General features: G+C 30.9%; 12 protein-coding genes. 8 read left to right on the top strand and 4 right to left on the bottom strand.

Features of this window, described 5'->3' with window-relative positions; genetic code table 11:
- Positions 1–215: 215 nt before the first annotated feature.
- On the top strand, positions 216–1,220 hold the full coding sequence (gene dusB / locus BMX42_RS06175; RefSeq protein WP_091310533.1) for a tRNA dihydrouridine synthase DusB: 1,005 nt from the start codon (positions 216–218) through the stop codon (positions 1,218–1,220).
- A 102-nt stretch (positions 1,221–1,322) separates the two neighbouring features.
- On the opposite strand, the gene BMX42_RS06170 is transcribed toward dusB, so the two are convergent.
- The gene (locus tag BMX42_RS06170) at positions 1,323–2,549 is read right to left on the bottom strand and encodes a hypothetical protein (protein ID WP_091310529.1); all 1,227 of its coding nucleotides are present in this window, start codon (positions 2,547–2,549) and stop codon (positions 1,323–1,325) included.
- A gap of 132 nt (positions 2,550–2,681) precedes the next feature.
- Here BMX42_RS06170 and BMX42_RS06165 point away from each other — a divergent pair, with 132 nt between their 5' ends.
- The 3 genes from BMX42_RS06165 (at position 2,682) to BMX42_RS06155 (ending at position 4,511) form a co-directional block, all read left to right on the top strand.
- Positions 2,682–3,635: a 2-hydroxyacid dehydrogenase gene (locus BMX42_RS06165; protein WP_091310526.1), complete on the top strand. Its 954-nt coding sequence runs from the start codon at positions 2,682–2,684 to the stop codon at positions 3,633–3,635.
- Between the two features lie 56 nt (positions 3,636–3,691).
- On the top strand, positions 3,692–4,075 hold the full coding sequence (locus BMX42_RS06160; protein WP_091310522.1) for a DUF4234 domain-containing protein: 384 nt from the start codon (positions 3,692–3,694) through the stop codon (positions 4,073–4,075).
- Between the two features lie 124 nt (positions 4,076–4,199).
- Positions 4,200–4,511, top strand: coding sequence for a DUF2752 domain-containing protein (locus BMX42_RS06155; protein WP_245748256.1), 312 nt, complete (start codon positions 4,200–4,202; stop codon positions 4,509–4,511).
- On the opposite strand, the gene BMX42_RS06150 is transcribed toward BMX42_RS06155, so the two are convergent.
- Positions 4,512–6,317: a GNAT family N-acyltransferase gene (locus BMX42_RS06150; protein ID WP_091310516.1), complete on the bottom strand. Its 1,806-nt coding sequence runs from the start codon at positions 6,315–6,317 to the stop codon at positions 4,512–4,514. It abuts the gene before it with no gap.
- A 181-nt stretch (positions 6,318–6,498) separates the two neighbouring features.
- On the opposite strand from BMX42_RS06150, the gene BMX42_RS06145 reads away from it, so the two are divergent.
- The 4 genes from BMX42_RS06145 to BMX42_RS06130 all read left to right on the top strand — a co-directional run bounded on the left by BMX42_RS06145 (position 6,499) and on the right by BMX42_RS06130 (position 9,923).
- Entirely contained in the window at positions 6,499–7,260 is a 762-nt protein-coding gene (locus BMX42_RS06145; protein WP_091310512.1) for an exodeoxyribonuclease III, read from the top strand.
- Positions 7,261–7,322: 62 nt separating this feature from the next.
- Positions 7,323–8,288 carry an OmpA family protein gene (locus BMX42_RS06140; RefSeq protein WP_091310510.1) on the top strand — a complete coding sequence of 322 codons (966 nt, stop codon included), beginning with the start codon at positions 7,323–7,325 and terminating at the stop codon, positions 8,286–8,288.
- A gap of 66 nt (positions 8,289–8,354) precedes the next feature.
- Positions 8,355–8,810 carry a DUF1569 domain-containing protein gene (locus BMX42_RS06135; protein WP_091310506.1) on the top strand — a complete coding sequence of 152 codons (456 nt, stop codon included), beginning with the start codon at positions 8,355–8,357 and terminating at the stop codon, positions 8,808–8,810.
- Between the two features lie 75 nt (positions 8,811–8,885).
- Complete coding sequence (locus BMX42_RS06130) at positions 8,886–9,923, top strand: aldo/keto reductase (protein WP_091310503.1); 1,038 nt, start codon at positions 8,886–8,888, stop codon at positions 9,921–9,923.
- 48 nt (positions 9,924–9,971) lie between these two features.
- Here the strand turns inward: BMX42_RS06130 and BMX42_RS06125 are convergent, their stop codons facing one another.
- On the bottom strand, positions 9,972–11,339 hold the full coding sequence (locus BMX42_RS06125; RefSeq protein WP_091310500.1) for a PQQ-dependent sugar dehydrogenase: 1,368 nt from the start codon (positions 11,337–11,339) through the stop codon (positions 9,972–9,974).
- Between the two features lie 98 nt (positions 11,340–11,437).
- Positions 11,438–11,827 carry a cupin domain-containing protein gene (locus tag BMX42_RS06120; protein WP_091310497.1) on the bottom strand — a complete coding sequence of 130 codons (390 nt, stop codon included), beginning with the start codon at positions 11,825–11,827 and terminating at the stop codon, positions 11,438–11,440.
- Positions 11,828–11,907 lie beyond the last annotated feature (80 nt).

Here is an 11,907-nt window from a genome sequence, read left to right as displayed (position 1 = left end):
TAGTTTTCAAAACACAAAACGTCCCGCTATCCGCTATATTTTTTTAAATTTGTTCCTTTAAATGAAAGGAACAAATTTAAAAAAGATACCGCTCCTATCGGGGCTATAATTCAACAATCCATTTCAGAAGACATTTATAAAAAGCTGTAAAATCAGTTTTATCTGCGTACCTATTACATTCAAAAACTTTCATTATCTTTGCACAAAATTACAACATGCCAAAAATAGGAAACATCATTTTACCCGATTATCCCTTGCTTCTTGCTCCAATGGAAGATGTGAGTGATCCGCCATTTCGCCGTTTGTGCAAAATGCACGGAGCCGATTTGATGTATTCTGAATTTATTTCTTCGGAAGGCTTAATTCGTGATGCCATGAAAAGTCGAATGAAATTGGATATTTTCGATTACGAACGTCCAGTTGGAATTCAAATTTTTGGTGGTGACGAAGAAGCTATGGAAATGTCTGCTAAAATTGTAGACACTGTTCAACCTGATTTAGTAGATATTAATTTTGGTTGCCCAGTAAAAAAAGTGGTTTGTAAAGGCGCTGGCGCTGGAGTTTTAAAAGATGTTGATTTAATGGTTCGTTTAACGAAAGCGGTTATCAAAGGAACAAGTCTTCCAGTTACGGTAAAAACCCGTTTGGGTTGGGACGAAGCTTCCATCAATATTGATGAAGTTGCCGAACGTTTACAAGATATTGGTGTGCAAGCTTTAACCGTTCATGCCAGAACGCGTGCGCAAATGTATAAAGGGCATTCCGATTGGACGCACATTGAACGCATCAAAAACAATCCACGAATTACTATGCCAATTTTCGGAAATGGTGATATCGATTCTCCAGAAAAAGCCTTAGAATATAAAAATAAATTTGGTTTAGATGGAATGATGATCGGTCGTGCTGCGATTGGTTATCCATGGATTTTCAACGAAATCAAACATTTTTTCAAAACGGGCGAAAAATTAGCGCCACCAACTGTTGCAGATCGAGTAGAAGCGGCTCAAAACCACTTAATTTGGTCTATGGAATGGAAAGGTGAACGCGTTGGAATCGTAGAAATGCGTCGTCATTATACCAACTACTTCAAAGGTATTCAAGATTTTAAACAATACAAACAACGTTTAGTAACTACTGACGGACACAATGAATTATTTGATGTATTCAATCAAATTAGAGAAGTGTACGCGAATTATGACAATGCGTCAATTGGGCAATAAGTCAATAAGTCAATTTTTGTCATGCTGAACTTGTTTCAGCATCTATTTTTTCAATTATCCACAAACTTGTCATCCTGAAAGGATCTCACGCAAACTATATATTTAATTAATTGTCCAATATTTTATTGGTACATATAAAGAGAAATTCAAACTTCTAAAATCAAAAGTTTTTTCGTAAAATAGACTTGTATATATTCTAAAAGATTTTTTATCAGTTTTTATTGGAAAAGATTTATAAAATCCAATTTTATAATTAGTTATTTTGTTTTGAAAACAATCTAATTTATAAAAAGGTTCTAAATGAATTGATTCATAATTTTTACTTATTCCTATACTAAAACCATCAGATGTTTTTTCATTTTTTAATTGATTATAGCCTAAATCAAAACTGAAATATTTGTCAATTGTTCCTGCATAAATTATTTTATAATTCTCAAAATTTGAAATGGTTTTAATATAATTAAGTTTATTGAATTCGTATGTTATTCTAAAAGAATCTGTATAGTTTTTTCTGTCTTTAAATATTCCTCTTTTTGTTAAATCAGCTTCAAAATGAATATTGTCTTTGAAATTATTTTGTAAAATAATCCCTGAACCAATATTTAAATATTTCTTTTTAGCTTTTCGTAAATTATAATAAAAAGAAAAACCCATTGGGAGCCTAACATTACTGTAATACCCAAATTGTAAAGATGAATTTGCTATTTTATAAAAGCCATAATGAAACCTTCTGTAAGTAAAGTCGCTTGGTAAATTATTCTTAAAGGTTTTTTCTATATTCTCAGTATCAATTTTTTTATATAAATCATCTATTAGGTTTTTTAGAGTATAATTTTTTGAAATAGTATCTAGGTTTGAATAATGAAATGCTTTTATTGTGTAATTTTCCTTATTTGAAAATTCTAAATAATAATCATCAGTCATTAAAATTCCAGCTTTTCCGGAATCTTTTTTCTTTGCAGGAATGATGTTTTCAATATTCCCTTTTTTAATGTTTTCAAATAACCAAAGTGCAGTTTCTTGATTGTGTTTTATTCGATTTATTATAGTGTCAGTGTCTTTGTTGTTTTTACCTTGAATATAATATTGAATGGATTCTAAGTTTAAAATTCCATTTTTATCTTGAATTAATTCGATTGAAATATTATAATTATTTACTCTGAAGTAAAAATTCTCATCTGTTTTATTTAAGTTTTTTAGTTTTAAAATGCCTTGAATTTGATAAATATATTCCTTTTCAGTTATAGAAATTAAAGAATCATTAACCGTTTTTTGTCCAAAAACAGTCGTAAGAAATAAAAGGAATAAAAAAGTGAAGTTTTGTTTCATATAAATCAATTAACCCAAAAATAATGTATTATTTTATATAGATGTAGTTTTCTATAAAAAGGTTGGGAAGAAAAATTTTATTTTGCGAATCTCTGTGTAAAACCCTAACTTTCCGTTTTAAAACACAGCGCAATGTCAAATTTATCAAAAATTAAAATTCTTCATATTGATTCCAATCATCCCTTACTTTGGGAACAATTAGAAAATGCTGGTTTCACTAACGAAGCGGATTTCATTTCTACAAAAGAAGAAGTAGAAAATAAAATTGAAAACTACCACGGAATTGTCATCAGAAGCCGATTTAAAATTGATAAAACCTTTATCGATAAAGCCAAAAATTTACAATTTATTGCTCGTGTTGGTGCTGGTTTAGAAAGTATCGATTGCGATTATGCAGAAAGTAAAAAAATCCATCTTATTGCCGCACCAGAAGGGAATTGTAATGCCGTTGGTGAACATGCTTTAGGTATGATTTTGTCGCTTTTTAATAAACTAAATAACGCCGATAAAGAAGTCAAATCTGGACATTGGAACCGTGAAAGTAATCGTGGATTCGAATTGGATGGAAAAACAGTTGGGATTATCGGTTACGGAAATATGGGAAAATCTTTTGCTAAGAAATTGAGAGGTTTTGATGTGGAAGTTTTATGTTACGATATTTTACCAAACGTTGGTGATGAAAACGCTAAACAAGTTTCTTTACAAGAATTACAACAAAAAACAGATGTGTTAAGTTTGCATATTCCTTGGACACCAGAAACAGATAAAATGGTCAATTCGGAATTTATCAATCAATTTACGAAACCGTTTTGGTTAATCAATACCGCTAGAGGAAAAAGCGTTGTTACAGCAGATTTAGTTGCAGCGTTGCAATCTGGAAAAATTTTAGGAGCAGGTTTAGATGTTTTAGAATATGAGAAATTATCTTTTGAAACATTGTTTGAAGGTGATAAACCTGAAGCTTTCGAATATTTATTGCAAGCTAATAATGTTTTATTAACGCCACATATTGCAGGTTGGACATTTGAGAGTAAAGAAAAATTAGCTCAAGTAATTGTAAATAAAATTATTAGTATCTATGTGTAACAAATGTTAATAATCCACTACTAACTTTATAACTAGAAACTAAAACTATAAAAATTATGAATGAAGTTACTCATCAAGAAGATTGGAATAAATCAAAACCAAATATTCCTTTTTTCAAAGTAGATCCAGTAATGGTTCTTATTTTCGGAATTTTAACTTGTGGATTGTATTTAATTTACTGGAACGTGAAAGCGGCAGAAGTAATTAATGCAGCCAACGAAAAAGAAGTAGTATCTCCAACAATTGCTTTAATTACTGGATGCTGTGGATTAAACTTATTTTTCTATTGGTTAGTTGGTAGAGATGGTTTACCAAAAGTGTATCAATTAACAGGTCAGCCACAAAAAGACGATTCAGTTTTATTGTTAGTTTTAGGATTTTTCTTTCCTATGATTGCTGCCATGATTGTTCAATCGGAATTAAATAAATTATACAATTAAAAAATTTATTCAATATAGAATTATAGGAATAATTAGTGTGTTACTCGTGCTAATTATTCCTTTTTTTATACTCCTAACCAACAGTGGAAATTTAGAGAGCGAACAATCTTTTTGTCCTTTCAAAATGCTAACAGGATTTCCTTGTCCGGGTTGTGGAATTACAAAATCTTTGGTGTATTTATACGAAGGAGATTTACTTAAAAGTATCGCTTTTCACTTATTTGGGCCAGTAGTTTTGGTCTTAGCGTTTTACTTCTTAATCAAACTAAGTTTAGAATTATATTACAAAAAACCATTTTTTGCAAATACGTTCAACAAAAAAAAGTGGACGTATATTTTCGTCGCACTTTTGATTGTTTATCATACTACTAGAATTATATTTTTTATTAAAGATAATTCTTTTGATGCTATTTTAAAGGAGTCTATTTGGAGGTAATTACCCTTTATGTTTTCTTTCTAATTCTGCTTGAAATTCTTCCATAACTGGTTTTACTGTGCTTTCAGGAATATCAGAAATTTTAATATACATCAATCCGTCAATCGCGTTATTGAACATTGGATCTACGTTAAATGCAACAACTCTCGCATTTTGCTTGATGTATTTCTTAATTAAAACCGGTAATCGTAAAGAACCTGGTTCAATTTCGTCAATGATTTTATCGAACTTATTTAAATCGGCTTCCGCTTCATTAAATACGAAATCTTTATCAGCGTCTTTTAGTTTAACCTTAAATTCTTGTTTTGGCTTAATATATTGCGCTACATACGGATCGTAATAATTAGATTTCATAAATTCAATCATCAACGATTTAGAGAATTCTGAAAACTGATTACTAATACTTACACCACCAATTAAGAATTTATGTTCCGGATAATGTAAAGTGGTATGTACAATTCCTTTCCATAATAAGAATAAAGGCATTGGTTTTTGTTGGTATTCCGAAATAATAAAAGCACGACCCATTTCAATAGATTGAGCCATCATATCATTTAATTCCGGTTCAAATTTAAAAAGTTCATTTAAGTAGAAGCCTGCTAAACCGTATTTTGGAAATATCTTTGAACCAAACCCCATTCTGTAGGCTCCAGCAATCATTTGAGCATCTTCATCCCATAAAAACATATGGTGATAATATTGATCGTATTTGTCTAAGTCGATGGCTTCGTTTGTTCCTTCTCCAACTTCTCTAAAAGTAATTTCACGTAAACGACCAATTTCGTGCAAAATGTTAGGGATTTTTTCAGCTGTAACTAAAAAAACTCTGTAATTTTTACTTTGTAATAATTGATAATCGCCTTCTTTTAAGAAATTAATTTCTTCAATAATTTGTTCGTGATTGGCAGGTTTTACAATTTGTTTCGCAGCTTTTGGGCTACTAGTAAATTTTGGAAAAGTTAATCTGAAGTTTTCTTCTTCTTTTTCTTCAAAAGATTTAGAAAGCATATAAGTTTTCTTTCTTAAAAATTCTCCAAATTCTGGAATCGTTTCGTATTCACTTAATTCGTTTACAGGAATCGGTTTACCAATACGAACTTTAATCACTCGGTTCTTCTGAGTTAATAATTCACTTGGTAATTTTGCCGTACGTAAGGTGTCGTTTAGTTTTGATAAACTATAAAATAATTTACTGTTTTGTGCGTGAAAATAAATAGGAACAACAGGAACTTTTGCTTTTTTAATAATTTTTAAGGCACCTTCTTCCCAAGGTTTATCTACAATTAATTTTCCATCTTTATATGTTGAAACTTCACCAGCAGGGAATATTCCTAATGGTTTTCCATCGCTTAAATGACGTAAAGTTTCTTTAATTCCAACAACGCTAGATTTCGCATCTTTATGATCTTCAAACGGATTTACCGGCATAATATACGGCTTCATCGGTTCAATTCGGTGCAATAAGAAGTTGGCAATTATTTTGAAATTTGGCTCGCGTTCTAGCATTAATTTCAATAATAAAATACCATCAATTCCACCTAAAGGATGATTGGATATGGTAATATAAGCGCCGTCTTTTGGTAAACGTTTCAAATCTTCTTCAGGAATTTCAAATTTAATTTGAAACTCATCTAAAATGGCATTTAAAAATTCTAAATCACTTAAATGCTTGTTTCGATTATAGATTTTATTAAGTGTGGAAATTTTAAGCACTTTCATGAGTAACCACCCAGAAAAAGTTCCTAAAAAACCATATTTGTCCGTATTTATTGCTTTGGCTACTTCTTTTGCAGTAACTAATCCCATTTATTTTTATTTTGAGCAAGTAACAAAGATAACAATTCTATTGAATTTTTAGGTATCAAAAAGACACAATTACAAACAATTTAATAATGAACTTAGTTTATTAAAAATTTTATAAAATACTTGCTCAATAAGAGAATTTATTGAAAAGTTTTTCTATTTTTGAGAATTAGAAAAAACAAAAATGAAGATTATCTCATATAATGTAAATGGCATCAGAGCTGCGATAACTAAAGGATTTATCGAATGGTTAAAAAGTGCTAATCCGGATGTAATTTGCTTGCAAGAAATTAAGGCTACTGAAGATCAAATTCCTAGGGAAGAAATTGCAGCAGCTGGTTATCCGTATCAATATTATTTTTCTGCACAAAAAAAAGGATATAGCGGTGTTGCTATTTTATGTAAAACCGAACCTAATAATGTGGTTTTCGGAACCGGATTAGAATCGATGGATTTTGAAGGTAGAAATTTACGTGTTGATTACGATAATTTGTCAGTGATGAGCATGTATTTACCATCTGGAACGAATAATGACAGATTGGGTTATAAGTTTAAATACATGGACGATATTCAACAATATATTGTAAATCTGCGACAAGAAATTCCGCATTTAGTAATCTGTGGTGATTATAATATTTGCCACGAAGCGATTGATATTCATAATCCGAAAGGCAACGAAAAAACGTCTGGATTTTTACCAGAAGAACGTTCTTGGCTAGATGGATTTATGAAAACAGGAATGGTTGATACCTTCCGTCATTTAAACAAGGATCCGCATCATTACACTTGGTGGAGTTATAGAGCGAATGCTAGAAATAATAATAAAGGTTGGAGAATTGATTATTGCTTAGTAACGGAACAATTAATAGATAATATAAAAAGAGCCTTAATTTTACCAGAAGCCAAACATTCAGATCATTGTCCGATTTTGGTGGAAATTGAATAAATAAATTAGCATACAACCAAATACAAAAAACAAACGTCTAATTATAAAACAAAACTGATATAATGATAAGAAGAGTAGGATTAGCCATAGTAGTATTAGCCATGACAACTTCATGTGTTTCTAAAAAAATCTATCAAGATTTAGAAAATAAGTTCGCCGAACTTAAAAAAGAACGTAACTCTTTAGCAGATGAAAATGAAGGTTTAAAAACCAATAATACTGCTTTACAAACAGATTTAGATAAGTACAAATCGGAATCAGAAAAATTAAGAGCTGAACGTGATAAATTAGCCGCTGATTATGCAGCAACTAAAAAAAGTTTAGATAACTTAAAATCGTCTTATGCGGCACTTGAAAAAGATAGCAACGAAGCTTTAGATGCGAATATTAAGAAAAATCGTGAATTATTAGCGGAGTTAGAAGCGAAGCAAAAAGCGATGGCTGCTGAGCAAGACAAGTTAAACAAATTGAAAGCCGATTTATTAAAATCTTCAACACGTTTGGCAGAATTAGAAAAAATTATGGCTGATAAAGAAGCAGCTATGAAAAAATTAAAAGAAACTTTATCTAAATCGTTAAAAGCGTTTGAAGGAAAAGGATTAACTGTTACGGAAAAAGATGGTAAAGTTTATGTTTCTATGGAAAATAAATTACTTTTCGAATCTGGAAGTTGGACAGTTGGAACTGAAGGTAAAAAAGTTGTTGATTTAGTTGGTAAAGTTTTAGGTGATAATCAGGATTTATCTGTTTTAATTGAAGGACATACGGATAATGATAAAATTACAGGAACTTTAGCTGGTGGTATCGAAAATAACTGGGATTTATCTACAAAACGTGCAACTTCAATTGTAAATATTTTAATTGCGAATCCTAAAGTGAATAAAGCGAATTTAACCGCTGCAGGTAGAAGTGAATTTGCGCCATTATTAAGCAATGATTCTGCAGAAGGGAAAGCCAAAAATCGTAGAATTGAAATTATTTTAGAACCAAAATTAGACGAATTGTCTAAGTTGTTAAACGAAATTTAATTTTCAAATAAAACATTTAAAACCTAACAATTTTCTAGTTGTTAGGTTTTTTTAAATCTAAAAATTATGTCCAAACTTCATAATATACTTCTTCAATTAGAAAATCATATTCCTAATTTAGAAAAAACAAATTCAAAAATTTCAAGTAGCACCATTGGTTGGCAAATTGATCATTGTTTGTTGGTGATAAATGGAGTGATGAGTCAATTAGAAATTTCAAATCCAGCAGAATTCAAATCGAAATTTAATTTGAATAAGCTTATTGTTTTTACAACTGGAAAAATTCCTAGAGGAAAAATTAGAGCGCCAAAAGTGGTTACACCAATAAGTATTGCTACAGTTGAAGAATTAAAATCAAATATTGAAATTGCTAAAAATAAGGTTTCAAAACTAAATAATTTGCCAAAAAATAGTTTTTTTAAACATCCTTTTCTAAGTGATTTGAATGCCAAACAAACGGAAAAATTCTTAGCGATTCATACCAAGCATCATTTGAAAATTATTGAAGATATTTTAAAATAAATAAAATCTATACAACTTCATTCCTTCTTTTTACCAAACTTCGTAACTTCGCCATTCAAAAAATAGTTTACCATAATGAAACTCACAACCCTTCCTAATACCAATTTAAAAGTAAGTAAAGCCTGTTTAGGAACCATGACATTCGGAAATCAAAACTCCGAAGCAGAAGCACATTTTCAATTGGATTATGCTGTGGAACGTGGTATTAATTTTATTGATACCGCTGAAATGTATCCAATTGGTGGAAACGAACATATTTTTGGAAGTACAGAACGTTACATCGGAACTTGGTTAGCGAAAAACAAACACAAACGAGATGATTTGGTTGTGGCGACAAAAATTGCTGGACCGAATAGAGGAATGACTTACATTCGTCAACCACTTGATTTTTCTAAGAAAAGTATCATTGAAGCTGTTGAATTAAGTTTAAAAAATCTCCAAACAGATTATATCGATTTGTACCAAACACATTGGCCAGAACGTGTGATGAATATGTTTCAGAAAAGAGGTTTGGAAAAAATCGACACGCATTGGCAAGAAAATATTTTCGAAGTTTTAACCATTTTTGATGGATTAATCAAAGAAGGAAAAATAAAGCACATTGGTGTTTCCAACGAAAATCCGTGGGGCGTGATGAAGTTTTTAATGGAAAGTGAAAAACACAATTTACCAAAAATTGCTACGATTCAAAATCCGTTTTCTTTATTAAATCGTTTGTACGAAGTGGGCTTGTCTGAAATTGGAATGCGTGAAAATGTAGGTTTGTTAGCCTATTCACCATTAGGTTTTGGATTCTTAACTGGAAAATATTTAAACGGAACTCCAGAAAATTCTCGAATGAAATTGTTTCCAAATTTTGTACGATATACCAATGAAAACTGTTTTAAAGCAACAAAATTATACCAAGATATAGCAAATAGTTTAGGTTTAACCTTAACCGAAATGGCAATTGCTTTTGTCAATCACCAAGAGTTTGTTACTTCAACCATAATTGGTGCAACAACTATTGACCAATTGGAAGAAAATATTAATGCGTTTGATGTGATGTTGACCGATTCGGTTTTAAAAGAAATCGATAAAATTACGGAACTGATTCCTAATCCAGCGCCGTAAATTATTCACCCTTCGAGGGTTTTAAACCCTCGAAGGGTGTTTTTTTTGTTATTCCACAACCAATTTATATTGTGAATTTTCGTCATTATCATTTTTTATGGTAACGAAATAAAAACCTTTTGTAAGTGGACTAATATCAATTTTATTTTGACTTATTTTTCCAGTTTCTTGTTGTAAAACTAATTTTCCGTTGACATCATAAATTTGAATTTCTGTTGGATAATTCGATTGCGATTTATCTATAAAAAGTATGTTTTTCGCTGGATTTGGATATAAAGTAAATAGGTTTTTTTCGAAACTTTCATTACTTAATGAAGTGTCCACAATTTTATAAATAGTTCCACTGCCAATATCTGAAATGTATAATTCGCCAGTAACATCTTCTCCAAAACTTACAAAATTTCCTGAAAAAGTAGTGCTAAATGTGGTCGCTCCAGTTGAAGTTGTAATTCCAATTTTTCCTAAACAATAATCAGAAAATAAATATTTACCCACTAAGTTTGGATACGTCGTACCTCGGTAAACATAACCACCAGTTATAGAACAAGCACCAGTATTGTGATTCGCCACAGCTAACGGAGCAGTTGTTCCAGTAATAGACGCGCAATTTCCAGTACTGTTGTAAACAGCATTTCCTTCGAAACATTTCCAACCATAATTTACATTCGCTAAAGTTGGACTCACTTTATTCACTTCTTCCCAAACACCTTGTCCAACATCTGCAATCCATAAATCGCCAGTAGATTTATCGAAAGAAAATTTCCATGGATTTCTAAGTCCAATCGCCCAAATTTCATCATTTCCTGCAATTCCAACATACGGATTTGTAGGCGGATTGATGTAAAACGGCGCAACAGTTGAATTTACATCTATTCGCAACATTTTACCTAAATTTTCATTGATGTTTTGTGCTCTATTTTCTGGGTCGCCAGCACTTCCACCGTCACCCATTGCTATGTATAAAAAGCCATCTGGACCAAATTTTATACATCCGCCGTTGTGATTGCTATAAGGTTGGGTAATAGTCATTAAAATTTGTCCGGTTGTGTCGGCAATATCTGGATTTCCTGAAACGGAATATCTTGCAATTACTGTGTTTCCTGCAGTATTCGTATAATTTACAAAGAAATAGCCATTTGAGGTGTAATTGGGATGAAAAGCCAGTCCAAGTAAACCACGTTCGCCACCTGAACTAATTATGGTTGAAATATTAAGAAATGGTGTGGCGTTTACCGAACCATTTGTGTTTAGAATTTTAATTCGACCTGTTTGTTCCACAACGAATAAACGTGAATCTCCAGCATGAGCAATTTCTACAGGTGAAGTAAATCCTGTACCAAAAGATTGTAAATTTAAAGATTGAGACCAAGCGAAATTAAAAATACAAAGTAGAATAATTGAAGTAGTAGTTTTCATGATTTTAAATATTTAGGTTACGTAAAAATACAGAAAAATTCTTACAGCTTATTATATAATTATTTTAAAATCATATACTTATCACATGTTTTAAAAATTTATAAATTCAATTTAATATGAATAGCTTGAAGCGATTCATTTCCTATAACACTAGCTTTATGTCCGTGTATTGCTTTATCAAACGGAATATCTTCGGGTAAGTTGTCTTTAGCAATGAAACAATCTCCAGGATTAAAAATTTTAAAATCGCCGTTTTGTAATTCTATTTTTAGACTTCCTTTTTGGATGATGATAAAAGTCGCATCGCCAGCTAAATGAAAATCTGTTGTGTAACCCACATCACTTTTTCGTATTCTGAAATTTTTTGAACCAATTTGTTCCGTTAGAAATAAGCCACCACGTTGTTCTACAGAAAAATCAATGGTTGAAAAAATGGAAATTCCGTTTTCGTTTGTGGTAATGGTTGGAATGATAAAAGGTTGGTTCATGAATTTAATTTTCTCAAAAGTAATAAAAAACCCAACAAGTAATGAAACTTATTGGGTTTGTAGAAACATGCTTAACAATT

The sequence above is a fragment of the Flavobacterium terrigena genome (assembly GCF_900108955.1).
GTDB classification, from domain to species: Bacteria; Bacteroidota; Bacteroidia; order Flavobacteriales; family Flavobacteriaceae; genus Flavobacterium; species Flavobacterium terrigena.
The sequence above is the reverse complement of the archived record's forward strand: the minus strand, read 5'-3'. Positions and strand labels throughout refer to the sequence as shown.